At 61.2% G+C, this 25,441-nt stretch carries 22 protein-coding genes; 13 read left to right on the plus strand and 9 right to left on the minus strand.

Going from position 1 to position 25,441, the window contains the following annotated elements; translation table 11 throughout:
* Positions 1–21 precede the first annotated feature (21 nt).
* From RM533_RS01155 to RM533_RS01175, 5 genes are all read left to right on the plus strand, one after another.
* Positions 22–2,976, plus strand: a complete 2,955-nt coding sequence (locus RM533_RS01155) for a M16 family metallopeptidase (protein ID WP_311339349.1) — start codon at positions 22–24, stop codon at positions 2,974–2,976.
* Positions 2,977–3,194: 218 nt separating this feature from the next.
* Complete coding sequence (locus tag RM533_RS01160) at positions 3,195–4,568, plus strand: class II 3-deoxy-7-phosphoheptulonate synthase (protein WP_311339350.1); 1,374 nt, start codon at positions 3,195–3,197, stop codon at positions 4,566–4,568.
* A 91-nt stretch (positions 4,569–4,659) separates the two neighbouring features.
* The gene (egtB, locus tag RM533_RS01165) at positions 4,660–5,943 is read left to right on the plus strand and encodes an ergothioneine biosynthesis protein EgtB (RefSeq protein ID WP_311339351.1); all 1,284 of its coding nucleotides are present in this window, start codon (positions 4,660–4,662) and stop codon (positions 5,941–5,943) included.
* Between the two features lie 10 nt (positions 5,944–5,953).
* Complete coding sequence (egtD, locus tag RM533_RS01170; protein WP_311339352.1) at positions 5,954–6,958, plus strand: L-histidine N(alpha)-methyltransferase; 1,005 nt, start codon at positions 5,954–5,956, stop codon at positions 6,956–6,958.
* 108 nt (positions 6,959–7,066) lie between these two features.
* Entirely contained in the window at positions 7,067–8,092 is a 1,026-nt protein-coding gene (locus RM533_RS01175) for an aspartate-semialdehyde dehydrogenase (protein ID WP_311339353.1), read from the plus strand.
* Between the two features lie 50 nt (positions 8,093–8,142).
* On the opposite strand, the gene RM533_RS01180 is transcribed toward RM533_RS01175, so the two are convergent.
* The 3 genes from RM533_RS01180 to RM533_RS01190 are packed head-to-tail and all read right to left on the minus strand — an operon-like array spanning position 8,143 to position 11,309.
* Positions 8,143–9,744 carry a DHA2 family efflux MFS transporter permease subunit gene (locus tag RM533_RS01180; protein ID WP_311339354.1) on the minus strand — a complete coding sequence of 534 codons (1,602 nt, stop codon included), beginning with the start codon at positions 9,742–9,744 and terminating at the stop codon, positions 8,143–8,145.
* A 49-nt stretch (positions 9,745–9,793) separates the two neighbouring features.
* On the minus strand, positions 9,794–10,855 hold the full coding sequence (locus RM533_RS01185; RefSeq protein WP_311339355.1) for an HlyD family secretion protein: 1,062 nt from the start codon (positions 10,853–10,855) through the stop codon (positions 9,794–9,796).
* A complete protein-coding gene (locus RM533_RS01190; protein WP_311339356.1) occupies positions 10,848–11,309 on the minus strand; it encodes a MarR family winged helix-turn-helix transcriptional regulator in 462 nt (153 codons plus the stop codon). Before RM533_RS01190 ends, RM533_RS01185 begins: the two co-directional genes overlap by 8 nt.
* 111 nt (positions 11,310–11,420) lie before the next feature.
* Here RM533_RS01190 and RM533_RS01195 point away from each other — a divergent pair, with 111 nt between their 5' ends.
* Entirely contained in the window at positions 11,421–12,188 is a 768-nt protein-coding gene (locus tag RM533_RS01195) for an alpha/beta fold hydrolase (RefSeq protein ID WP_311339357.1), read from the plus strand.
* A 61-nt stretch (positions 12,189–12,249) separates the two neighbouring features.
* Positions 12,250–14,115, plus strand: a complete 1,866-nt coding sequence (locus RM533_RS01200) for a M2 family metallopeptidase (protein WP_311339358.1) — start codon at positions 12,250–12,252, stop codon at positions 14,113–14,115.
* Positions 14,116–14,274: 159 nt separating this feature from the next.
* Here the strand turns inward: RM533_RS01200 and rplI are convergent, their stop codons facing one another.
* From rplI to RM533_RS01225, 5 genes are all read right to left on the minus strand, one after another.
* Positions 14,275–14,904 (minus strand): 50S ribosomal protein L9, encoded by a 630-nt coding sequence (gene rplI, locus RM533_RS01205; protein ID WP_311339359.1) that lies wholly within the window; start codon positions 14,902–14,904, stop codon positions 14,275–14,277.
* Between the two features lie 13 nt (positions 14,905–14,917).
* On the minus strand, positions 14,918–15,142 hold the full coding sequence (gene rpsR, locus RM533_RS01210; protein WP_311339360.1) for a 30S ribosomal protein S18: 225 nt from the start codon (positions 15,140–15,142) through the stop codon (positions 14,918–14,920).
* Entirely contained in the window at positions 15,142–15,513 is a 372-nt protein-coding gene (gene rpsF, locus RM533_RS01215; protein WP_311339361.1) for a 30S ribosomal protein S6, read from the minus strand. Before rpsF ends, rpsR begins: the two co-directional genes overlap by 1 nt.
* Before the next feature lie 139 nt (positions 15,514–15,652).
* The gene (locus RM533_RS01220) at positions 15,653–16,591 is read right to left on the minus strand and encodes a DUF808 domain-containing protein (RefSeq protein WP_311339362.1); all 939 of its coding nucleotides are present in this window, start codon (positions 16,589–16,591) and stop codon (positions 15,653–15,655) included.
* A 44-nt stretch (positions 16,592–16,635) separates the two neighbouring features.
* Positions 16,636–18,063, minus strand: a complete 1,428-nt coding sequence (locus tag RM533_RS01225; protein ID WP_311339363.1) for a glutamate ligase domain-containing protein — start codon at positions 18,061–18,063, stop codon at positions 16,636–16,638.
* A gap of 65 nt (positions 18,064–18,128) precedes the next feature.
* Between RM533_RS01225 and RM533_RS01230 the strand changes: the two genes are divergently transcribed.
* Genes RM533_RS01230 through fabG form a run of 3 tightly spaced genes read left to right on the plus strand, consistent with a single transcriptional unit; the run spans position 18,129 to position 20,699 of the window.
* Positions 18,129–18,977 (plus strand): LD-carboxypeptidase, encoded by an 849-nt coding sequence (locus RM533_RS01230; protein ID WP_311339364.1) that lies wholly within the window; start codon positions 18,129–18,131, stop codon positions 18,975–18,977.
* Between the two features lie 37 nt (positions 18,978–19,014).
* Positions 19,015–19,950 carry an ACP S-malonyltransferase gene (fabD, locus tag RM533_RS01235; RefSeq protein ID WP_311339365.1) on the plus strand — a complete coding sequence of 312 codons (936 nt, stop codon included), beginning with the start codon at positions 19,015–19,017 and terminating at the stop codon, positions 19,948–19,950.
* A gap of 2 nt (positions 19,951–19,952) precedes the next feature.
* The gene (gene fabG, locus RM533_RS01240) at positions 19,953–20,699 is read left to right on the plus strand and encodes a 3-oxoacyl-[acyl-carrier-protein] reductase (protein ID WP_311339366.1); all 747 of its coding nucleotides are present in this window, start codon (positions 19,953–19,955) and stop codon (positions 20,697–20,699) included.
* Between the two features lie 72 nt (positions 20,700–20,771).
* Here fabG and RM533_RS01245 read toward each other — a convergent pair whose 3' ends face one another.
* Entirely contained in the window at positions 20,772–21,161 is a 390-nt protein-coding gene (locus RM533_RS01245) for a MerR family transcriptional regulator (protein ID WP_311339367.1), read from the minus strand.
* A 67-nt stretch (positions 21,162–21,228) separates the two neighbouring features.
* Between RM533_RS01245 and RM533_RS01250 the strand changes: the two genes are divergently transcribed.
* From RM533_RS01250 to dnaN, 3 genes are all read left to right on the plus strand, one after another.
* Entirely contained in the window at positions 21,229–21,891 is a 663-nt protein-coding gene (locus RM533_RS01250) for a cation efflux transmembrane domain-containing protein (RefSeq protein ID WP_311339690.1), read from the plus strand.
* Positions 21,888–23,894 (plus strand): TonB-dependent receptor plug domain-containing protein, encoded by a 2,007-nt coding sequence (locus RM533_RS01255; RefSeq protein WP_311339368.1) that lies wholly within the window; start codon positions 21,888–21,890, stop codon positions 23,892–23,894. Before RM533_RS01250 ends, RM533_RS01255 begins: the two co-directional genes overlap by 4 nt.
* A 305-nt stretch (positions 23,895–24,199) precedes the next feature.
* Positions 24,200–25,414 (plus strand): DNA polymerase III subunit beta, encoded by a 1,215-nt coding sequence (gene dnaN / locus RM533_RS01260; protein WP_311339369.1) that lies wholly within the window; start codon positions 24,200–24,202, stop codon positions 25,412–25,414.
* Positions 25,415–25,441 lie beyond the last annotated feature (27 nt).

Below are 25,441 nucleotides of genomic sequence, written 5' to 3' on the forward strand. Positions count from 1 at the left end.
GCTGCTTCGTATAGACATGCGATGATCCATCCTCCTTTCGTTCCGGTCCGCATCGGGCAATTTGGCGCGACTTTGCTGATCGCCCTTGGCTTGCCTGCAATATTTCTGCCGGCCGCCGCTGCGCAGCCCGCTCCTGCTGCCGAAGCAGCGCGTGACTGGCCGCAGGTGGAGCTCGACCGGCCCTGGATCTATCGCGGCAGCGACGTGCCGCCCGATCCTGAATGGCGCTTTGGCGAGCTTGCCAATGGTTTGCGTTATGCGGTGCGTTTCAATGAAGTCCCGCAGGACCAGCTTTCCATCCGGGTGCGGATCGATGCAGGTTCCTTGCATGAACGCGACGACGAGCAAGGCTATGCCCATCTGCTGGAGCATCTGACGTTCCGGCAATCGAAATATCTGGCAGAAGGCGAGACAATCCCGCGCTGGGAACAGCTTGGCGCGACGTTCGGCAGCGACACCAACGCCGAGACCACCCCCACGCAAACGGTTTACAAGCTTGATGTGCCTGACGTGGACAGTGCCAAGATCGCAGAAGTTTTCAGGCTGCTGTCGGGCATGATCACTGCACCAACCCTGTCGCAGGAGGGGGTCCGTGCCGAGGTGCCGATCGTGCTTGCGGAAAAGCGCGAACGGGGCGGCGCTGCACTGCGGGTCGCAGAAGCCACGCGCCAGACGTTTTTTGCCGGACAGAAGCTGGCGGTGCGAGCACCGATCGGTACTGAAGAAACCCTGCAGGCAGCTACCAGGGACAAGGTCCGGGCCTTTCACCAGCGCTGGTATCGTCCGCAAAATACCGTGATCTCCATAGCGGGCGACGTTGACCCTGCTGTGCTTGAACAGATGCTGGAAACCCATTTCGGCGGCTGGAAAGTGCGAGGCAAGCCGGTGCGTGCCCCTGATTTCGGCAAGCCTGCTGCCAGCCCAGATGCACTGATGGCGCAAGGTGCGCTGGCACCTGTGGGCGAGGTACGGATCCTCGTCGAACCGGACCTGCCGCGCAACATCAGCTATGCCGTGCTGCGCCCATGGCAACAGGTTGCCGACACCATCGCCTACAATGAAGCCCTGCTGCTCGACCAGCTGGCCCTGTCGGTGCTCAATCGCCGGCTGGAGGCGCGGGCGCGGGCTGGTGCCGATTACCTCGCAGCCCAGGTGGGGCAGGACGATATCAACCGTTCCGCCGATGTGACCTTTGTTTCCATCACCCCGCTCACTGAAGATTGGCAGGCTGCTCTTGCTGACGTGCGCGCCACCATCGCCGCCGCGCTCGACAATCCGCCGCGCGACGACGAGATCGCGCGTGAACTGGCCGAGTTTGAAAACGCCTTTGCCATCGGCGTCGAAACCAGTGCGGTGCAGCAGGCAACCGATCTGGCCAACAACATTGTCGAGGCGGTCGACATCCGCGAAACGGTCGCGGCTCCCGACACAGTGCTCAATGTGCTGCGCGGCATGAGACCCAAAGTGACACCCGACGCGGTTCTGCGCCATACCCGCGCCCTGTTTGCAGGAACAGTGCTGCGAGCGCTCATGACAGTTCCGCAGGCTTCCCAAGCTGATGCAGCCACCCTGCGCACGGCCATGCTTGCGCCGGTCGATGCCGCCGCCGCCAATGCGGAAGCAAAGCCGCTGCCCTCCTTTGCCGACCTGCCGCCGCTCGGTAAGCCAGGCAAGGTCGTCGAAGCCGGTGCGGCCGGCTTGCTCGGGATCGAGACGCTGACCTTGTCGAACGGTGTGCGAGCGATGTTGTGGGCCAATGATGCCGAAGCAGGGCGGGTCAGCGTGCGGGTGCGCTTTGGCAACGGCTATGGCGCCTTTGATGCCGACAGCGCTGCCTATGCGGATCTTGGCGAAGCGGCGATCATGGGAATGGGGATCGGCGATCTTGGGCAGGATGCGCTCGACCGGCTGGCGACGGGACGCAAGCTGGGCCTGGGGTTCAGGATCGAGGAGAACAGTTTCCTGATGAGCGCAGAGACGCGCGCTGCCGATCTGGAGGATCAGCTTTATCTGTTTGCAGCCAAGCTTGTGCAGCCGCGCTGGGATGAAAACCCGGTTCTACGCGCCCGCGCGGCACTGGGCCTGAGCTATCCCGCCTTTGCGACCAGCCCCCAAGGGGTGATCGAGCGCGATCTGGAATATCTGCTGCGCGGCCGCGATCCGCGCTTCCAGCGCAGCACGACCGCGCAACTCGATGCGCTTACTCCTCAGGGATTGCAGAATGTCTGGGAGCCCATCCTGGCCAGCGGTCCGGTGTCGGTAGAAATCTTCGGTGATTTCGATCGTGCCCAAGCCATGGCGGCGCTGGAACGCACGTTCGGTGCGATGGACAAGCGGAGCAGCACGCCGGCGCTGCCGCAATTGTCCGTGCTGCCGGTGACCGGGGGACCGCCTGTTGTGCTGGCTCATCGTGGCGACGCCAATCAGGCAGCGGCCGTGATCGGCTGGCCGACCGGCGGCGGACGCGAGCAGATCCGCCTGTCACGACAGGTCGAGATCCTGGCGCAGCTGTTCAACAACCGGCTGTTCGATGCAATGCGCGAACGGCTGGGCGCAAGCTATGCACCCGGAGTGCGGGCGCAATGGCCGCTCGACCGCGAAGAGGGTGGAATGATCGTGGCCATGGCGCAATTGCAGCCAAAGGACGTGCCGGCCTTTTACGAAGAGGCAGAGCGGATTGCCGCCGATCTTGCGCAAACCGCACCTGCAGAAATCGAGATCGCTCGGGTCACGGAGCCGCTGCGCCAGCTTGTCAGCCGCTCGGCCAGCGGCAATGGCTTCTGGCTCAACCAGCTTGGCGGCGCGGCCCGCGATCCTGCGCGGTTCGAGCAGGTGCGCTCCATCCTCACCGATTATTCGCGCACCACGCCTGAAATGATGCAGACGCTGGCGCGACGTTTTCTGGGGGATGGCAAGACGTTCAAGCTGAGCGTCCTGCCACAGGGCCAGAGTGGTGCTTCCGACGTCGCCGGGTAAGCGAAAGGCGCTCGAGGCGGACTGGGCCTGCCTCTGAAGCTTGCATCTGTAACCTTTGCAAAGCGGGGATGAACTGGCTAACGCGACAGGCCGTGCAGGGGCGTGCGGTCTGGCAGAAGCTTTAACAGACGACGAGATGCCGGGTCCTTGTGAACAACGGGATCGCAGGTTTCCCGGTTCTGATGACTGGCGACATGATTGAAGCCTGGAGTATTCAAGTGGCAAGCAACTGGGATCCGCAAAGCTGGAAAAAATACGAAGGCCGGCATCTGCCCGTCTACGACGACAGCGCTGCTCTGGCCGAGGTGGAGCATCGCCTGTCCAATTTTCCGCCGCTGGTCTTTGCCGGCGAGGCCCGCGCGCTCAAGGCTGATCTTGCCGAGGTGGCAAGCGGGCGCGGTTTCCTGCTGCAGGGTGGCGATTGCGCGGAAAGCTTCGCCGAATTTCATCCTGACAATATTCGCGACACGTTTCGCGTCATCCTGCAGATGGCGGTGGTGCTGACCTTTGCCAGCAAGCAGAAGGTGGTAAAAGTCGGCCGCATGGCGGGGCAGTTTGCCAAGCCGCGCTCCGCGTCGGTGGAAAACCAGGGCGATCGGGAGCTGCCAAGCTATTTTGGCGACATCATCAACGACATAGCGTTTGACGATGCCGGGCGGCGGCCGGACCCGGAACGCATGGTTCGCGCCTACAGCCAGAATGCTGCAACCCTCAATCTGCTGCGTGCCTTTGCAGGCGGTGGTTATGCCAATCTGCGGCAGGTGCATCAATGGACGCTCGACCATATCGGCAGTTCGCCCTGGGGTGCGCGGTTTACCGAAATGGCAGACCGCATCTCGGAAGCCTTGGACTTCATGGCGGCTTGCGGAGTTGACCCACGCACGGTGCCGCAATTGCAGGGAACCAGCTTCTACACCAGCCATGAGGCCTTATTGCTGCCCTATGAGCAGGCGCTGACCCGGCGCGATTCGCTGACCGGTGATTGGTACGATACTTCGGCGCATATGCTGTGGATCGGCGACCGGACGCGTTTTGCAGGATCGGCGCACGTCGAGTACTTGCGCGGCGTGGATAATCCGATCGGCATGAAGTGCGGCCCATCGCTTGCGCCCGATGCGCTGCTTGATCTGCTCGACACGCTGAACCCTGCGCGCGAAGCCGGCCGCATTACACTGATCAGCCGGTTCGGTTCCGACAAGGTGGAGGAGGGACTCGCCCCGCTCGTGCGTGCGGTCAAACGGGAAGGGCACCCGGTCGTGTGGTCCTGTGATCCGATGCACGGCAATGTCGTGAAATCGCCAAGCGGATTGAAGACGCGTCCCTTCGATCGCATCCTGGCCGAGGTAAAGGGGTTCTTCGCCGTCCACCGGGCAGAAGGCACGCACGCCGGCGGCATCCATGTCGAGATGACGGGGCAGGATGTGACCGAATGCACCGGTGGCGCGGTCGCCATAACGGACGAGGCGCTGGGCGATCGTTATCGCACCCATTGCGATCCGCGCCTCAACGCCGCGCAGTCAATCGAGCTTGCTTTTCTGCTGGCTGAAATGCTGAACCTGGAAAGCGGCACCGCCAAGGCGCAGGCCGCCTGAGCTGCTACCTTGCCGCGATAGCGTACGGGTACGCAGCTGCATGGATGTCCAACGCTGGCACTTCTTGCCTTCATGAGCATTGTACCAGGATATGAACCTGCTTTCCCGTCAGCCGCAGCCTGCCTCGTCCGCCGATGAGCCAGCCGTGGTGCAGCCATTGCCCGATGATCTTGCGCAGCAGTTCCGGCGTACACGCAAGCTCAGTCTGGATTTGGCAAGACACCTTTCGGACGCCGATGCGACCATCCAGTCGATGGAGGATGCCAGCCCTGCCAAATGGCATCTTGCGCATACGACCTGGTTTTTCGAAACCTTCCTACTGCGCGATTTCTGTGACGATCACGCGCTTTATGATCCTGTCTATCCCTTCCTGTTCAATTCCTACTACGAAGCCGAGGGCGAGCGAATTGCCCGTTTTTCGCGTGGCATGCTGTCGCGTCCGCCGCTTGACGATGTGTTGGGCTACCGTCGGTTCGTCGATGCTGCCATGGAAGCACTGCTCGACCGAGCGGATTGTGCAAGGCTGATCGAACTCGGCATTGCCCACGAACAGCAGCATCAGGAATTGCTGCTTACCGACATCAAGCATGCATTGTCGCTCAATCCGCTTGGGCCGGCACTGTTTGAAAGCGACACCTTGAATTGCACGCATGATAGCGACGCTGATGGCGATGCGTCCGGCTGGACTGAACATGCCGGCGGTCTGGTGGACATTGGCCATGCAGGCGATGGCTTTGCGTTCGATTGTGAGACTCCGCGTCACCGCCATTGGCTGGAGCCTTTCGCCATCTTGCGCCGCTTAATCACCAATCGGCAATGGGAAACGTTCATCGCCGCAGGGGGCTATCGTGATCCTGCGCACTGGCTGTCCGATGGTTGGGCGTGGGTATGCAAAAACAGCATTGCTGCGCCTCTGTACTGGCGTGATGACAAAGCGTTCACATTGGCAGGATATCTGCCCCGTGATCCCGATGCGCCCGTCACGCATATCTCCTACTACGAAGCTGATGCCTATGCAGCCTGGGCAGGCGCACGGCTGCCTACTGAAGCGGAGTGGGAAACTGCCGCAGCGGGCGATGACCCATCGTCGGGGCAGCAGCTCGACACCGCCTGCGCTGTCCACCCGGTGCAGTCTGGCGGCATGTTCGGCTCATGCTGGCAGTGGACGCGCTCTGCTTATCTGCCTTACTCGGGATTTAAGCCGGCTGCTGGTGCAGTGGGCGAATACAACGGCAAGTTCATGTCAGGACAACTCGTGCTGAAAGGCGGCAGCTGCGCAACCGTGCGAGGACATCTGCGAGCCAGTTACCGCAATTTTTTCTACCCGCACATGCGCTGGCAGTTTACCGGGCTGCGGCTCGCCAGGGATATCTGAAGGAACGGCAATGGCATTGGAGCAGGCAGTCCGCATTGTCGATGAAGACGCAAGCGGCATCGATCGCGCATTTCGCGACGACGTCCTGAAAGGGTTGTCGCAGGTGCAGAAGGCCGTGCCCGCGCGATGGTTTTACGATGCGCGAGGCTCCCGTCTGTTCGAGGATATCACGCGAACACCGGAATATTACCCGACCCGTGCCGAAACCGAGATCCTGCGCGCTGCGGGAGTGGAGTTTCTGTCGCGGGTAGGCGCCGGCCGGGCAGTGGTCGAGTTTGGCTCCGGCAGTTCAGCCAAGACACCGCTGCTGCTTGAGGCCATAGCACCTGCCGCTTATGTGCCAATAGACATTTCGGGTGATTTCCTGCGCGAATCCGCTGAAAGCCTGGCGCAGGCGTTTCCCGATCTGGCGACGTTTCCGATCGAGGCGGATTTTACCAAGCCGGTCACTTTGCCGGCTGCCGTTGCCGGGATGCCGCGTCTTGGCTTTTTCCCCGGCTCCACCATTGGCAATCTGGTTCCGCGCACTGCGGTCGATCTGCTGCGCCAGATGCGCGACACGCTTGGCAATGACGGGAGCGGACAAGCCTGTGCACAGCTGTTGATCGGCATGGACCGGATCAAGGACCCCGACATCTTGATCGCAGCATATGACGACAAAGGCGGCGTCACGGCCGCCTTCAACCGCAATCTTCTGACCCGCATCAACAATGAACTGGGCGGTGATTTGCCAGTCGACAAATTCGTGCACCGCGCCGTGTGGAACGATGACATCGCGCGGATTGAAATGCACCTGGAGGCAGTTGAACCGTTGCAGTTTTCCATTTGCGAGCAGTCGTTCTTCATGGCCAAGGGCGAAACAATCCACACGGAAAACAGCCACAAATACGATCGGCGCAGCGCGGCAGCTCTCCTGCTGGCCGGCGGCTGGACGCCGATCACCCGCTGGACCGACGGTGATGAACGTTTCATGGTGATCCTGGCCGAAGCAAGCCCGTTGCGCACGGCGCCGTGACGAGGCAACAATCACTGGCTGCACCGCTTGTCAGGGCATTGATGCAGCGTTAGTCGTGCGCTGCGGCGGGCAGATCGACGTCTTGCTGTTGGAATGGGGAGTTGGGCAATGGGCTATCGTGTCGCCGTAATTGGTGCGACCGGCAATGTCGGACGAGAAATGCTGAACATCCTGGCGGAACGCGAGTTCCCTTATGATGAGCTTGCCGCTGTGGCATCGTCGCGATCAGTCGGCACCGAAGTCGAGATCGGAGAAACGGGTCGCACGACCAAGTGCCGCAACCTTGAACATTTTGATTTTGCCGGCTGGGACATTGCCTTGTTTGCCGCAGGATCGGATGCCGCGAAAAACTATGCGCCCAAGGCTGCGGCGGCAGGCTGCATGGTCATCGACAATTCCTCGCTGTATCGCATGGATCCGGATGTTCCGCTTATCGTGCCCGAAGTAAATCCGGAGGCGATTTTAGAGGCCACGAAGCGCAAGATCATCGCCAACCCCAATTGTTCGACAGCGCAGATGGTCGTAGCCTTGAAGCCGCTGCACGACGCAGCGACGATCCGGCGCGTGGTGGTCTCGACCTACCAATCGGTATCGGGTGCAGGCAAGGCAGGCATGGACGAACTGTTCGAGCAGAGCCGCGCGATCTTTGTTGGCGACCAGGTGGCAACCAAAACGTTTACCAAGCAGATTGCATTCAATGTCATTCCCCATATCGACGTATTCCTCGACGACGGATCGACGAAAGAGGAATGGAAGATGGTGGTCGAGACGAAAAAGATCCTCGACCCCAAGATCAAGGTGCAGGCAACCTGCGTACGGGTGCCGGTGTTTGTCGGCCACGCCGAATCCATCAACATCGAGTTCGAGCATGAATTGTCGGCCGAGCAGGCACAGGATATCCTGCGCGAGGCGCCGGGCTGCATGCTGGTGGACAAGCGGGAGGACGGTGGATACGTCACGCCGGTCGAAGCGGCAGGGGACGGTGCGACTTACATCAGCCGCGTCCGCGACGATCCGACGGTGGAAAATGGTCTGGCGCTATGGTGCGTGTCTGACAATCTGCGCAAGGGTGCGGCGCTCAACGCGGTGCAGATCGCCGAACTGCTGGGCCGACGACTGCTGAAAAAGGGGTAACCACCGGCGCGCGTTGTTTGAACTTGCGCAGATTGTCGCGCGTAAAGCCATCAATGTCCAAGGTCGGGCGGCGGCAGATCGCGGGCATTTCCGCGTGGCGGCCTGATAAGGAGCACCAGCGGAGTGGCGAGCAGGCAAATCCAGCCCATGAGCCAGAAATCGTTGATGTAGGCAATCATCGCAGCTTGCCGGTTCACTTCTGCGTCGATCATGCGCAACGCAGCTTCACCAACCTGGCCGTAACGATCGAGTGCGCCGATGTTGAAGATCGGCAGGGTTGCAGCGGTGAGATTGGCACCAACCTCGCTATGACTTATCTGAATGTTACGCGCCAGAAGCGTGGTGACGATGGAGATGCCCAGCGAAGCACCGATCGACCGGGAGAGGTTGAGAATGCTTGACCCATCGGTCCGCAGTTGCGGGCGCAGAGTGGCAAAGGCGACTGTATTGAGCGGGATGAAGATCAACCCCAGCCCGACGCCCTGAACCACTCCGGAACTGACGATGTGGAAACTGTCGACGCCAAGGGACCAGTGCGCCATTTCGAACATGGACGCAGCAGTTACGATGAAGCCGGTGCCGACCAATATGCGCGCATCAAGCCCCTTGCGCACCAGCAGTCCTGCCAATTGCATGGAAAGCAACACGCCGACGCCGCGCGGGGCAAGGACAAAACCGGTCTGCAGGACAGAATAGCCCATGAGGTTCTGCAGCAGCGGGGGAAGCAGTGCCAGTGTCGCAAAGATGCCGACACCGACAATGATCATGATGATCATGGCCACCACCAGATTGCGATCCGCGAACAGCTCCCGGTCGAACATCGGATTGTGGGCCGTGGCAAGGTGGATCACGCCTGCCCATCCGGCGCACAGGACGACGACGGTATAGATCCACACCTCTGGCGAGTCGAACCAGTCGACATGCTGGCCACGGTCGAGCAATAACTGAAGGCTGGCAATGGCAAGGCCGACGAGAAGAAACCCTGTAATGTCAAACCGGGGGCGCCGCGCCGGCCAGTGCGGCAATTGGGTGACAAGCAGGAAGAGAGCCAACGCGCCGAGTGGCACATTGACGAAAAACACCCACCGCCAATTGTAGCTTTCCGTCAGCCAGCCGCCGATGATCGGTCCAAGGATGGGGCCAATCATCACGCCTAACCCCCAGATCGACATGGAAAGAGCGTGTTTGGATGGCTTGCTGATGTCGAGCATGATCGACTGGCTGAGCGGAATGATGAAAGCGCCGGCAATACCCTGTCCAATTCGGAACATCACCATCGCCGGCAGGCTGGTCGACAGGCCACACAGCATGGAGAACAAGACAAAAGCCGCCACCGACACGATGAACAGCCGGCGTGTGCCAAAACGCGCCGCCAGAAAACCGGTGATCGGGAGCGCGATCGCAGAAGCAACGATGTAGCTGGTCAGCACCCAGGTAATGGAATCGCTTGTCGCGCCAAGTGATGCCTGCATGTGCGGCAGCGCGACATTGGCAATGGTCGTGTCGAGCACCTGCAGCATGGCGGCCAGCATGACAGCGAAAAACACAATGCCGCGGTTGGGGACCACGACGTGCGCGATATCGGCCCCACCAACCCCACCGCTGCCCGCTTTACCGACGCCCGGCTCCTTAGCAGGCGACCCGCTTGCCACGGCTCCTGACCGCGTCCTCGATCCAGCGTCCACGCTGCTGGCCACAGGCTCAGTTCCCGGTGAAAATGGTGACAGAAGCAGACAGGCCGGCAATCAGCTTGCGCGGACTTTGGCTGTCGATGGCAATCCGGACCGGCACCCGCTGCGTCACCTTGACCCAATTGCCGCTTGCATTCTGAGCCGGCAACACGGAAAATTCAGAGCCGGTGCCTGCGCCAATGGTCACGACGCGCCCTTTCAGCCTTACATCCTGATAGGCATCGATGCGAATTTCCACCGGCTGTCCGACCTGGATGTGGTCAAGTTCGGTTTCCTTGAAATTGGCCTCGACATAGGTGCCTTGCCGGCTCACGATCTGGAGCAGCGGGAGGCCTGTTACCGCCATCTCCCCTACCAGCAGGCGATCCGCTTCTGCGATCTGGCCAGCAGCAGGCGCGCGAATTTCGGTGCGGCGCAAGTTCAACTCGGCTTCGGCCCGCTGCGCCAGTGCACTGGCCACTTGGGGGTTTACTCCAGGCACCGCTGTTCCGGTTGCAAGACGCGACCGGGCTTCGCGTTGGCGTGCCTCGGCGCTGCGCAATTCGTCACGCGCCTGTTCGACCGAGTGCTGGGCAGCTTCGTAATCGGCCTTGGTGGTAAACCCACGCTGCCACAAGGCTTCCTGGCGGTCGAGCCGGCTCTGCGCGAAGGAAATATTCTCGCGCGCTGCGCCAATATCGCTACCCGATAGATTGGCATCGTTGCTGAGCGCTGTGACGTTGGCCTGCGCGCTCGCCAGCCGTGCGTTGGCCTGCTGCAACGCCAGCCGGAACGGCTCCTGGTCGATGCGAAGGAGCAGGTCGCCCTTGGCAACCTCATCACCCTCCTGCACGAATACTTCCGCGATCGGCCCTGCCACTTCAGTGGTAACGCCCACCGAATACTGCTTCAGATAAGCATTGTCGGTCGAGACCTTACCCTGCTGGCCTTGCCAGTAAAGGAAGGCTGCAATCGCCACGATGATCAGCGGCACTGCAAACATCAGTACGCGCGTGACCCCTGATCGCCGGGGTACAGGCGCATGCAATGCTTCTGTTGCCGGTCTTTCCATCATCAGATCAGCTTCAGCCATGATTTTCCAAATCCTTTTGCGCCTGACCTGCGACCAGTTCCATTTCGGCAAGCCGCACCGACAAGCCGATCAGGCCGTCGTGCAGCGCGTCACGTTGCATCCCGGTAAGCCCGGCATTCAGATCGGCAATAAACTGATCGACCTGCTGCGTCAGCCCGCCCGCCAGCGCGCGACCCTTGGGCGTGCAGAACGTCAGCCTGGCGCGACGGTCGACAGGATCTGACCTGCGTTCCAGCAATTGCGCATCTTCGAGGCGGTCGACCATGCGGCAAAGCGTGATCGGCTCCACATCGAGCTTGCTTGCATAATGGGATTGCTGTTGCCCCTCATCATGCTGCACGAGCAGGAGGAGACGTGCCTGCGCTCCGGTGATCCCGCTGCTGCGCATGCGTTCGTCAAAAACGCGCCGCATGCTGCGTGCGCAGTCGGAAAGAAGATAGCCGATGTTGTTCATTACAGATGCCCTTATGGTAAGCAACCTTACGATGTTCAAGAGCGCAGTTGCACATGAACATGCAGCGGGCGCCAAATCCCTCTATCGGGGCACGACCAGGAGATTTTCACGATGACACAAGACACCACGCAGACATTTGCCGCCCGTGACGGAACAAGGCTTGTGGTGCATCTGATGGGGGAGGGGGCGCCAGTCATTCTGCTCCACGGCGTGTTTTCGAACGCTTACACCAACTGGATCAAGTTTGGTCATGCTGCAAAGCTTGCCAAGGCGGGGTTTCAGGTGCTGATGCCCGATCTGCGCGCGCATGGCGACAGCGAGGCACCGCATGATCCATCATGCTATCACGCAGACGTGCTGATGACGGATCTGGAAGATATGATCGGCCAGTTCGGGCTGACAGAGAGCAATGGCGAATATGATCTGGCTGGCTTCTCGCTCGGTGCGCGTACCGCGCTCAGAGCGGTTGTTGGCGGTATTGCGCCGCGCCGACTTGCCATCATCGGCATGGGGCTTGAAGGTTTGTCGGACTGGAACCGGCGTGCTGAATTCTTCTTCGACGCCATCGACCGCTTCGATAATGTGCGCATGGGCGACCGCGCTTTCATGGCGGTGTCGTTCATGAAGACGATGAAGATCGACCGCGTCGCCGCACGGCTGCTGCTTGGCACGATGACTGATATCGCTCCCGCAGCGCTCGAGGCGGTGACCATGCCCACGCTCGTCATGTGCGGCGACAAGGACGATGACAACGGCTCGCCCGATGCGTTGGTGCGTGCGCTGCCGGATGCGCGACGCGCCACGATCCCCGGCACGCATATGAGCAGCGTTGCCGAAGGTGCGCTCGGCGACGCGCTGGTCCGCTTCCTCGCCACTTGAAAAACGGGCGGCAGCACGTCAGAACGGTTGCAACTGGAACGGGATGCAAGGAAAAATGTCGATGAAACTTCTCACGACCGCGGCGGCTGTTGCGTTGGCGACGGGCCTTGCCGGACAGGCCATGGCGCAAACGGCACTCGACAGCGATCCTGTCACGACCGACGCTCAGGAAGCCGCGCGATTTCCCATGACAGCGCAGGGAGCGGCGCAGTTCGTCGCTACAGCAGAAGCGGACCTGTTTGATTACACGGTCGATGCCAGCCGGATCGCGTGGGTCAACGCGACCTATATCACACCCGATACCGATGCGCTGGCCGCGCAAAGCGGCGCGATCGGAACGGAAAAGCAGGTGCGCTACGCGCTTGCAGCGGCGCAATATGCCCGTGTTCCGGGGCTCGATCCTGATGTCGCCCGCAAGCTTGACATGATGCGCAACGGCATTGTCCTGCCTGCGCCGACGACAGCTGGCGCCGCGACGGAGCTGAACGAGATCGCCACTGACCTCAACTCGCAATACGGCAAGGGCCGGGGCATGCTGAACGGGCAGCCGATATCGGGCAGCGATATCGAGGCCGAAATGAGCAACCTCGATCACACCCCGGCACAGTTCGCCGAGATGTGGGCAAGCTGGCACGACAATGTCGGTGCGCCGATGAAGGACGATTACGCCCGCATGGTCGCGATCGGCAACGAAGGCGCGAAGGAACTGGGCTTTGCCGACGTCGGCGCGATGTGGCGGTCGGGCTACGACATGACGCCCGACCAGTTCGCGGCTGAAACCGAACGGCTGTGGCAGGAAGTCAAGCCGCTTTACGTGTCGCTGCACACCTACGTGCGCAATCGGCTCAACCAGAAATATGGTGCTGCGGTACAACCGGCGACGGGACCGATCCGCGCTGATCTCCTGGGCAATGTGTGGGCGCAGGAGTGGGGCGGCATCTACCCGCTTGTCGCGCCCGAAGGTGCAGGGGACGTGGGCTACGACATCGGCGACCTGCTGAAGGCGCAGGGCAAGGGCCCGATCGACATGGTGCGGATCGGCGAGGGGTTCTATTCCTCGCTCGGTCTGAAGCCATTGCCCGAAACATTCTGGCAGCGCAGCCTGTTCACCAAGCCCGCCGATCGCGAAGTCGTGTGCCATGCCAGCGCGTGGAACATCGACAATGTGGACGATATCCGCATCAAGATGTGCATCAAGGTCAACGCCGACGATTTCGTCACCATTCATCACGAGCTTGGCCACAATTACTACCAGCGGGCTTATAATGCGCAGCCGCTCCTCTACCTGAACGGCGCCAATGATGGCTTCCACGAAGCGATCGGTGATTTCGTCGCCCTCTCCATCACGCCTGAATATCTGGTGCAGATCGGGCTGCTCGATCGCGACAAGGTGCCGAGTGCCGACAAGGACATCGGCCTGCTGCTGCGCCAGGCCATGGACAAGATCGCGTTCCTGCCCTTCGGCCTTCTGGTGGACCGCTGGCGTTGGGGTGTGTTCGACGGCTCGATCAGCCCTGCTGACTACAACACGGCATGGACCGGCCTGCGACAGGAATATCAAGGCATCACCCCGCCTGTCGATCGCCCGGCAGACGCCTTCGATCCGGGCGCGAAATATCACATTCCCGGCAATACGCCTTACACCCGTTACTTCCTGGCCCGCATCTTGCAGTTTCAGTTCTACAAGGCGGCCTGCGAACAGGCGGGCTGGACCGGGCCGCTGCACCGCTGCAGCTTTTACGGCAACAAGCAGGTCGGGCAGAAGCTGAACGCGATGCTGGAGCAGGGCGCATCGCAGCCTTGGCCGCAGACGTTGCAGACTTTTACCGGCAGCAGCCGGATGAGCGCGCAGCCGCTGGTCGATTATTTCGCGCCGCTCAAGCAATGGCTGGATGAGCAGAACCGGGGTCAGACCGCCGGCTGGTAACAAACGCGGCAGAGGGGCGGTGGCGACGCCGCTCCTACCGCCCATCTGATCGCATGTCGGGCGATTTTGCGCCCGATGGCTCAAAGAAAAAGGCGCGGGCACAGGACCAATCCTGCACCCGCGCCCTTTTTCGGTTCGCGACGATGTATGCGCAGGCGTTCAGCCCTGCGCGTCGTTCTCGACCGTGGTCTCGCCTGCGTCTTCCTCCGGCTCCGCTTCGGTGGGAAGCTCGCCCGGTTCCGCGTTGGGATCGCGTTCTTCAGTAAAGCCGCCCACATCGCGTGCTTCTTCGTCGAACATCTGCGCCATAACGTCGACGCCCTGTGCCTGCAACTCGGCTTCATCGTCAGAACGGGCCACATTGGCCTTGATCGTGACGCTGACTTCCGGGTGCAGCACGACACGCACGTCGAACACGCCCAATGTCTTGATCGGGCGGTCCAGCACGATCTGCGACTTGTTGACCTCGTGCCCCTTGTCAGTGAGCGCAGCGGCGATGTCGCGCACGCTGACAGAACCATACAACTGGCCCGAATTGGACGACGCACGGATCAGGACGATCTCTGCGCCTTCGATCCCGGACGCGCTTGCCGTGGCTTCCGTCCGCTTTTCGGCGTTTTCCTGTTCCAGCCGTTCGCGATTGGCCTCGAACACCTTCTTGTTGGCGTCATTGGCACGCAAGGCCTTCTTGTTGGGCAGCAGGAAATTGCGTGCGTAGCCGTCCTTGACGGTGACGACATCGCCGATCCCGCCAAGCTTCTCGATACGTTCGAGGAGGATGATATTCATGTGCCGGTCCTCCTCACTTCACGATGTAGGGCAACAGGCCCAGGTGACGCGCGCGCTTGATCGCCCTGGACAATTCGCGCTGCTTCTTTGCCGAGACGGCGGTGATGCGAGACGGCACGATCTTGCCACGCTCGGACATGAAGCCCTGCAGCAGGCGCACGTCCTTGTAATCGATCGGCGGTGCGTTCTTTGCGGAAAACGGGCAGCTCTTGCGGCGGCGGAAAAACGGGCGTGCCATCAGCGGTTCTCCCTCCGGTTGCCGCCACTGCCACCACGGCGGTCGCGATCGTTCTTGCGCATCATGACAGATGGTTCGCTTTCATGCTCGTCGACGCGGACCGTCATGTAGCGGATCACATCCTCGTTGATGCGGGTCTGGCGTTCCAGTTCCGCGACGACACCCGCCGGGGCATCGATGTTCAACATGACGAAATGCGCCTTGCGGTTGCGCTGGATCTTGTAGGCTAGATTCTTGAGGCCCCAGGTCTCGGTCCTGGTGACCTTGCCCTTGTTCGCCTCGACAATTTCGGTGGCGGTGTTCGCAAGCGTGTCGACCTGAGCCTGGCTCAGATCCTGACGCGCGAGGAACACATGCTCGTAAAGCGGCATGCGCTTGTCCTTGTCACTGTAACCGATCGCTGGTCTTGCCGCACGATTGCGGGACCCCTCCGGCTTTCTTCATCAGCCCTGCGTCGCAGAAGCTGTCGCGGCCATACAGGCCAACGTGCAAAATACAAGGCGCATCGCCTCAATGCGCGCCGATACGCAGCACCTTGTGCAGAATAACGAAGATCACCGTGCCCAGCAGCAGTCCGACAAGCCCGCTGATCACGGCAAAGGTAACCCAGCCCAGCACGCCGCTCAACGATCCGGTGGTCATCTGCACATGATGCTGCACATTGTGGACGACATCGGGAATGGCAGTCAGGCCAAGATCCTCCAGCCCGTGCAGGATGATGCCCCCGCCCACCCACAACATGGCGATGGTGCCGATGACGGACAGCGCCACCAGCAAGCGGGGCATTGCCGACAAGAGGAAGCGGCCGACACGCTGGGCCGCAGCGCTGCTCTTGCGGGCAAGGTAAAGGCCGATGTCGTCCATCTTCACGATGATCGCGACCACCCCGTAGACAAGCACGGTAATGCCCACGCCGACGATGGCGAGTACCGCAGCACGCGCAAACAGCGTTTCCGCGGCCACCGTATTCAGCGTGATGGCCATGATTTCGGCCGAGAGGATGAGATCGGTGCGGATCGCGGATTTGGTGCGCTGTTCTTCAAAGGCTGCGACATCCTCGATAGGGCCACTCAGCGTTTCGCCGTGCTGCACGCCGCTGAGCTTTTCCAGCACCTTTTCCGCGCCTTCATAGCTCAAATAGCACCCGCCCAGCATCAGCACCGGCGTGATCGCCCAGGGGAAGAATTCGCTCAGCAGCAACGCGGCGGGCAACAGGATCAGCAGCTTGTTGATGAGGCTGCCGCGCGTGATCCGCGCGATGATCGGCAGTTCGCGGTCTGGTGTAAGCCCCGTCACGTATGATGGCGTAACGGCGGCATCGTCGATGACCACGCCGGCGGCCTTGGCCCCGGCGCGGGATGCCGCAACGCCGACATCGTCGACAGATGCCGCCGCCGCCCTTGCGATTACCGATATATCGTCAAGCAGTGCTACAAGGCCGGTTGCCAAGCTTTCGTTCCTTTTTCAGACAAGACGCGCATGCCTATGGCGGCTCAGGCGCACCTGTCCAGCAACTCTTGTGCAAAGCGGCCAAGCGTATCATCGCGTGCGCCCATTACCACGATCCGATCGCCCGGTCGGGCCAGAGCCACGATCCGGTCTGCACAGGCGTTGCGGTCAGGCAGATATTCGCCGCAGCCGCCTTGTTGGTTGATGGCGGCGACCACTTGCGCTGAACCGCAGGAGCGGTCCACCGTGCCGCCATAATAGACAGGATCGCACAGGAACACGGTATCATCCTTGCCAAGCTCATGCGCGAACACGCATGCCAATTCGCGCCCCATCTGCTTCAGCGGACCAAACCCGTGCGGCTGGAAGAACGCGAGTACCCGGCCTTCATGCGTTTTCAATGTCCGCAACGTTGCCGCGCATTTTTCCGGATTATGGCCGAAATCATCGATGACGGTGATGCCGCCAGGCGATGTGCCGATGATGTCGAACCGCCGCCGCAGCCCTGTAAAACCGGCAAGCGCTGCAACAGATGCGTTCACTGCAACGCCTGTGGCATCTGCCGCCGCAATGGCAGCCAGCGCATTGGCAAGGTTGTGCATGCCGGGCACGCGCAGGCGGAGGGCATGACGGGTGCCGGTGCGCCGATCTTCCACCGTCGCTGTGATGCCGGCAGGCTCGTGAACGATCGACCCGGCGGCAATTCCGATCTCCGCCCCGGCATCGGCAATGGCGAAACGCGTGGCCTGCGTCCCGGCAAGAGGCAGCGCCGCAATCTCGTCATCATCGGCGTTTATCACAACCTTTGCAGCGCCAGTGACAAAGCGCGCAAACAGATCGCGCAATTCGGCCATGCTCTTGTGGTCATGGCTGATGTTGAGCAGCACGGCGACTGACGGGCGGTACAGCACGATGGAGCCGTCGCTTTCGTCCACTTCGGAAACGAATGCATCGCCTTTGCCGACGCGGGCACTGGCAAATGGCGCCTGGTCAGAGACGAAGTTCTTCATGACCGCGCCGTTCATGACCGTGGGGTCGCGTCCCGCCTGGTCGAGGATCCAGCCGATCATGCCGGTTACGGTCGATTTGCCGCTGGTGCCGCCGATCCCGATCCGCTCCGGCGCGGCATTGAACAATCGGGCCAGCAATTCTGCACGGGAATGCCGCGTGCAGCCAAGCTTTTGCGCACGGACGACTTCGGGAACAGTGTCCTCGACCGCGGCGCTTGCCACCAGGATCTGGCGCGGGTCGCGAATGCCGCTGCCGTCCTGCGGAAACAGCATGATCCCCTGACTTTCCAGCCAGGCGAATTTGGCAGCGTCGCGCCCCTGGTCGAAACCACGGTCCGATCCTGCGACGTCGGCTCCTATCCCTTTAAGGATCATGGCAAGCGGCAACATCCCTGATCCGCCTATCCCGCACAGGAACAGCGGTCGGGACAAGAGGGCGTCAGTGTCGGCATCATCTGTCATGACCGCTGCGCTATTGCCTCCACTGCCGCTTGGCAATCGTGCAGCGGCGCAGTAGCACCGGCGACATGACAAAAATCGTCGTCTGCGCACCATCGGGACCGTTCGAACGCAGCAGCGCGGCCAAAGTCGAACATTTCGCACGCGATCAACCCGGCATCACGCTTGTATTCCATGAACAATGCTTCGCGCGGGCGGGGCATTTCGCCGGCACGGATGCGCAACGTGTCGCCGCGCTGGTCGCCTGCGCCAATGACCCTGACTATGATGCGGTGTGGTTCGCCCGCGGCGGATATGGCGCCTGCCGCATTGCCGAACAGGCGCTGGCCCGCATGGATGAGACGGCGCGGGGCAAGGCCTATCTGGGCTGCTCGGACGCGGGTTACCTGCTGGCGGGGCTGTATCGCAACGGCATCGGCCGTCCGGTCCACGCGCCAATGCCGGTCGACGTCGAACGGGCCGATGGCAACGCGGCAATTAGCCGGGTGTTTGCGTTCTTGGCGGGGGACTGCACGACGCTGGAACCCACGCTTGATGGGCGTCCGGCGGCGGCGTTCAACCTGACGACGCTGGCCATGCTGGTGGGCACGCCGCTGATGCCGGACTTGGCGGGACATGTCGTCATGGTGGAGGAGGTGAGCGAACATCTTTACGCCATCGACCGCCTGTTCTTTCACCTTGCCGCGGCGATGCCGGCGATGAAGCTTGCCGGACTGCGGCTCGGCCGGGTGAGCGAGGTGCCCCACAATGACCGCCCGTTCGGCGCGGACGCGGAAGACATCGCGCGATATTGGTGCGGGCGTGCCGGCGTTCCGTTCCTGGGCCGGGCGAATATCGGCCATGACTGCGCCAATCGCATCGTACCGTTCGGCGCGCGTGATGTTTGGGGGCTTGCTCCGACAGGCGACGCGCCATAACCGGGCAAAAATCCCGGCAAGAATACAGGAGACGATAATGAGAGCATTCGTTTTTCCAGGGCAGGGCAGCCAGAAAATCGGTATGGGGTCCGATCTGGCGGAGGCAAGCAGCGCCGCGCGCGATGTTTTCGAAGAGGTCGACGACGCCCTGGGAGAAAAGCTGTCAGCGATCATGCGCAACGGCCCAGAAGATCAACTGACGCTGACGCAGAATGCCCAGCCTGCCATCATGGCAAATTCGCTGGCGATCGTCCGGGTGCTGCAAGACGAATTTGGTGTTTCGCTGGTGGAAAAGGGCGAATATGTCGCCGGGCACAGCCTGGGCGAATACAGCGCACTTTGCGCAACAGGCGCTTTCAGCCTTGCCGAAACTGCCCGGCTGCTGCGTTTGCGCGGCCAGGCCATGCAGGCAGCTGTGCCGGTGGGTATCGGCGCAATGTGCGCCTTGCTCGGCACAAACGTCGATACCGCCGGAAAGCTTGCCGATGCTGCGGCGCAGGGCGAGGTCTGCACCGTCGCCAATGACAATGATCCCACGCAGGTCGTCCTGTCCGGCCACGTGTCCGCCATCGAACGGGCGATCGGCATGGCAAAGGAGTTCGGCGCGCGCCGGGCCGTGCTGCTGCCGGTTTCTGCGCCATTTCATTGCGAGCTCATGGCACCGGCGGCGCGCGCCATGGAAGACGCGCTGGCGATTGCCGCGCCAGCGCCACCGCATCTGCCATTGTTTGCAAATGTCACTGCCCAGCCTGTCGCCGATGCTGACCAGATCCGCCGGCTCCTGGTCGAACAGGTCACAGGAAGGGTTCGCTGGCGCGAAAGCGCAATGGGTATGGCGGCTGCCGGTGTAACACATTTCGTCGAACTGGGCGGCAAGGTGCTGTCGCCGATGATTGCGCGCTCGACGCAGGATTGCGAGTCCCGCAGCATCGTGACGATGCAGGATTGCGAAACGCTGGCAAAGGAGCTTTGACGATGTTCGATCTTACCGGGATGAATGCGCTGGTGACTGGCGCCTCTGGCGCGATAGGCTCTGCAATTGCCCGTGCCCTGGCTGTTCAGGGCGCGCGGCTGGCGCTGTCGGGATCGAATGCAGACAAGCTGCGCACCTTTCGCGAGGAGTTGAACGAGGATGGCGGCGATCATGTCGAAATCACCTGCGACCTGTCGGACAGTGACAGCGTGGAACGGCTGGTGCCTGCCACCATCGACACGCTGGGCGGCATCGATATTCTGGTCAACAATGCCGGGATCACCCGTGACGGGTTGATGATGCGGATGAAGGACGAGGATTGGGACGCGGTGCTGCAAATCAATCTGACAGCGGCCTTCCGTCTGATGCGCGCCGCCACCCGACCCATGATGAAGGCGCGATTTGGCCGCATCATCTCGATCACCAGTGTGGTCGGCACTACTGGCAATCCGGGGCAGATGAATTACGCGGCAGCCAAGGCAGGACTGACAGGCATGACCAAAAGCCTGGCGCAGGAACTCGCCACGCGCGGCATCACGGCCAATTGTGTCGCACCGGGCTTCATCCGCTCGGCCATGACCCGGGATCTGCCGGAAGCGCAGAAGGACGATCTGAACCGCCGCATTCCTGCAGGCCGCATGGGAGAAGGCACGGACATCGGCGCCGCTGTCGCATTCCTGGCGTCGAAGGAGGCAGGCTACATCACCGGGCAAACGCTGCACGTGAACGGCGGGATGGCCATGGTGTAGGTCTGTGTCTGGGCTGCCGCGCTCACCGTTTATGCGCTTTCTTTGATACTCTTGCCTCGCCCACTGAACTCATCATGCCGAGCCCAGTGCTTCGACGATGCGGCACTCGCCAATGCGGTCGCTGTTGCACGAACCGAGCAGATGCGCCAGTTCGGCACGCAACGCGGTCAAGTCCGCGATCTTGCGATCGATTTCCTCAAGATGGTCACGCGCCATGGCGTCCACCTGCGCGCATGGATGATTGTCGTTGTCGGACAGTTTCAGCAGCGATCGAACCTGCGCCATGCTGAATCCCAGATTTCGTGAGCGGCGGATGAAAGTCAGTTTCGCCAGATGCGACGGGGAATAGTCGCGGTAGTTCGCATCAGTCCGATCGGCAGGAGGCAGAATGCCTTCGCGTTCATAGAACCGGATCGTTTCAACCTTGGTGTTGGTGGCCTTTGCCAATTTGCCGATACGCATCGCTTGACCCTGTAGTTGCTAGAGGGTTCATATGGCGTAGCAGTTCACCACTGCAAGAGTCTTGATGATGGCGAAATCCTGCTGCGAAGTCCCCGAAGCAACAGGCGAGAGCAACAATGATCCGCAATGGCGCCGGGTGCTGTGGTTCGCCTTGTTCGCAAACGCAGCGATGTTCGGGGTCGAGATCGTGGCTGGTGTTGCTGCCGATTCCCGCGCTCTGCAAGCGGACGCGCTGGATTTCTTTGGCGATTCAGCCAATTATGCGATCAGCCTGTTTGTCGCCGGCATGGCGTTGCACTGGCGATCGCGTGCTGCACTGCTCAAGGGCGCGACCATGCTGGCTTTCGGGCTGTGGGTGATCGGCTACGCAATCTATGGCTTTTTCGTCGGTTCCGACCCCGAACCGCAGACGATGGGGCTGATCGGCACGCTCGCGCTGGTCGTCAACATCGTGGTTGCGCTTCTGCTGCTGCGGTTCCGGCATGGCGATGCCAACATGCGCTCGGCCTGGATCTGTTCGCGCAACGATGCGATTGGCAATATCGCCGTGCTGGTGGCGGCGCTTGGCGTGTTTGGAACAGGCAGCGCCGTTCCCGATCTGCTGGTTGCGTGCATCATGGCGGGGCTGGCGGTCTGGGGAAGCATCGACGTGTTTGCGCAGGCTCGAAAGGAGCTGACGTCGACGGCTGACGGATCCAATCACAAGGTCGGTCTTAAGGATAACACATGACTTGCGCTGCTTTGCGTGTTGCACTCGCCGGTTCGGCTGCGGCACTGTTCGCCGCGCCGCTTTGCACAGGGACAGCCTTGGGTCAGGGCCTTGCCATCGGTGTCGCCGATGAGGAGCACGGCGCCGGTCTTCACCAAGATGATGAGGCCGAAGAGATCATCATCGTCCAGGGCACCCGCACGCGCAGGCGCGTGCAGGACGAACCGATCCGCGTGGAAGTGATCGTCAGGGAGGAGATCGAGGAAAAGGCGATCATGCGCCCCGGCAACATCGCCATGCTGGTTGCCGAAACAGGCGGTGTAAGGGTGCAGGTCACCTCGCCTGCGCTGGGTGCGGCAAACATCCGTATTCAAGGGCTGGAGGGGCGCTACACGCAATTGCTGGCCGACGGGCTGCCACTTTATGGCGGGCAGGCCGCATCGCTCGGGCTGTTGCAGATCCCGCCAACCGATCTGGGACAGGTGGAAATCATCAAGGGTGCAGCCTCGGCACTGTATGGGCCTTCGGCGCTTGGCGGCGTCATCAATCTGGTGTCGAAACGTCCCGGCGATATTTTCGAAGCCGAAGTGCTGGCCAATGCGACCACGCGCGACGGGCAGGATCTGACCGGATATGTCGCCGCGCCGCTTAACACCAACATGGGGGTGTCGCTTACCGCAGGGGCGCATCGCCAGACGGGGCAGGATATAGATGGTGACGGGTGGTATGATCTTGCCGCCTATGATCGGTTGACGGCCCGTCCGCGCCTGCAGTGGGACGGCGATGATGGCAGTTCGGTCTACCTGACGCTCGGCGCGATGATGGAAGAACGCATTGGCGGCACCGCACCAGGTGGTACCGTTCCTGACGGCACTCCCTTTGCACAGACGCAGGATACGGATCGTTTCGATGCCGGCGTGGTTGCAGAAATGCCCGTGGCCGAAGATGTCATCCTGCATCTGCGCGCGTCCGCAATGCGTCAGGATCATCTTCATCGGTTTGGCTCGGTCGTCGAAGATGACCGGCATGAAAACCTGTTTGCAGAAACCTCTGTTTCCGGTGCTGACGGAGCAACGGCCTGGGTCGGCGGCGTTGCGTTTCAATCCGACCGCTTTTATTCAGATACTTTTCCGGCTTTCAATTACAGCTATGATGTTCCGGGCATTTTCGGGCAGGTAGAGCGCGAGGTCACACCCAATCTGACCCTGGCCGGCAGCGGCCGCATTGATTTTCATGACCAATTCGGCACGCAGTTCAGCCCGCGCCTTTCCGCGCTTTACCGACCGGGTTTCTGGACTGTTCGCGGGTCGCTTGGCGGCGGGTTCTATGCTCCGACGCCATTTGTAGACGAGATCGAGGCCGCAGGATTGTCGCGCCTTGAACCGCTGGGCGCGCTCGAGGCAGAAACTGCGGCAACAGCCTCGCTCGATGTCGGCTATGCACGCGGCCCCTTCGAAGTCAGCGTCACTGGGTTCGGGGCGAATATCGAAAACGCCACGCGACTGGTGGAAACCGCCGCTGACCGTGTGCGTCTCGTCAATGTGGACGGAACCACGCGTGTGCGCGGGTCGGAGGTTCTCCTGCGTTACAAAGAGGACGGGTTCACTGTCACCGGTAGCTACGTCTTTGTGGATTCCAGCGAACCCGATCCGTCCGGTATCGGCCGGCGCGAAGTGCCTTTGACCCCGCGCCACACGGCTGGGCTCGTCGGCATGTGGGAGGAACATGGCAAGGGCCGCATCGGCATAGAGGCATATTACACAGGCAGGCAGACGCTGGACGACAACCCATATCGCACGCGCAGCCGTCCTTATGTTCATCTGGGCATTCTGGGTGAAATCGTGCTTGGCCGCGTCAGCCTGTTCGTCAATGCGGAGAACCTGCTCAATAACCGCCAGACCAGATTCGACCCGCTGTTGCTGCCACAACGCGACCCAAGCGGCAGATGGACGGTAGATGCCTGGCAGCCGCTTGACGGATTTACCTTGAACGGCGGCATCCGGTTACGGCTCGGTGAGCTTTGAGCGTGCGCAACAGCTTCTGAACCATCTTATGCGACTGATCGGGCAGAACACCGCCCTGATCCTGTTCAAACAAGATCAGCCGAACAGTCGCAGCCATCAAAGGTGCTGTTGTGGCTGTTGCCAGGAAGACGACATGCTTCGTTGACCGGGAACGCAGCGGTGGTGTTTGCAGCTTTTATCCCCTCCTGTTCGCGGTGTTCCCGGTATGTTTGCCTTGTTCCGCCCGGGCCGCCCGCTAAGAAAGTCTGGCCGCAATGAACTTGCTGCGCATCTCAGGATGATGCGGGCGAAAGGGGATCTGATTGATGAAGGCCAGGATAGAACGCGCAACCCTGCTCCACAGCCTCAGCCATGTGCAGTCGGTGGTGGAACGGCGCAATACCATACCGATCCTGTCCAACGTGCTCATCGAGGCGTCGGCTGATGGCGGCGTGCGCCTCACCGCGACCGATCTTGACCTGCAGGTGGTGGAGATGGTGAGCGATGCCCAAGTGGAAAACCCCGGCGCGATTACCGTTTCAGCGCATCTGCTGTTCGATATCATACGCAAATTGCCGGATGGATCGCAGGTCAGTCTGGACAATGTCGACAGCCGCATGACAGTCAAGGCAAACCGCAGCCGTTTCCAGCTGCCCACATTGCCGCGAGACGATTTTCCCAGCATCGTCGAAGGCGATCTGCCGACCTCCTTCCGCATGCCGACGACGGTTCTGGCGCAATTGATCGACCGGACGCGCTTTGCCATTTCGACAGAAGAGACGCGGTACTACCTCAATGGCATTTTCCTTCATGTCACTGACGATGGCGCTGACGGACAGCCGGCCTTGAAAGCCGCCGCGACTGACGGGCACCGGCTTGCGCGGTTCACCCTGCCGCGGCCCGATGGCGCAGAAGGCATGCCCGATATCATCATACCGCGAAAATGCGTGCTGGAATTGCGCAAGCTGCTTGACGAATGGCAGGACAGCGACGTGCGGATCGACCTGTCGGCAGCAAAGATCCGGTTCGTGCTTGGCCACGATGGTGCGAACGCGAACGCAACCGGCGTTGATGGCGAAGCTGTAAATAACGAGAGTGAACAGACGCGCACAAGTGGCAAGGCCGGCATCGTGCTTACCAGCAAGCTGATCGATGGCACATTTCCCGATTACAGCCGGGTCATTCCCACCGCGAACGACAAATTGCTCAGGCTTGATCCCAAAAGCTTCTTTTCCGGCGTTGATCGCGTGGCGACGATTGCCACTGAAAAGACCCGCGCGGTCAAGATGACGCTGGACAAGGATCGCGTAACTCTGTCGGTCACCAGCCCGGACAACGGCACCGCGGCTGAGGAGATTGCCGCCGATTATGGTGCAGAAGGACTGGAGATCGGCTTCAACGCCAATTATCTGAAAGATATCCTCGGGCAGATCGAGGGTGACAATGTGGAGCTTCACCTGGCCGATGCAGGCGCGCCCACGCTCATCCGCCAGAGCTCCGACAATCCTGCGCTTTACGTATTGATGCCGATGCGGGTCTGAACCGGCCTTCGCGCATGCCGCAGGCCT

This window comes from Croceicoccus esteveae, from assembly GCF_031846435.1.
GTDB lineage: Bacteria > Pseudomonadota > Alphaproteobacteria > Sphingomonadales > Sphingomonadaceae > Croceicoccus > Croceicoccus esteveae.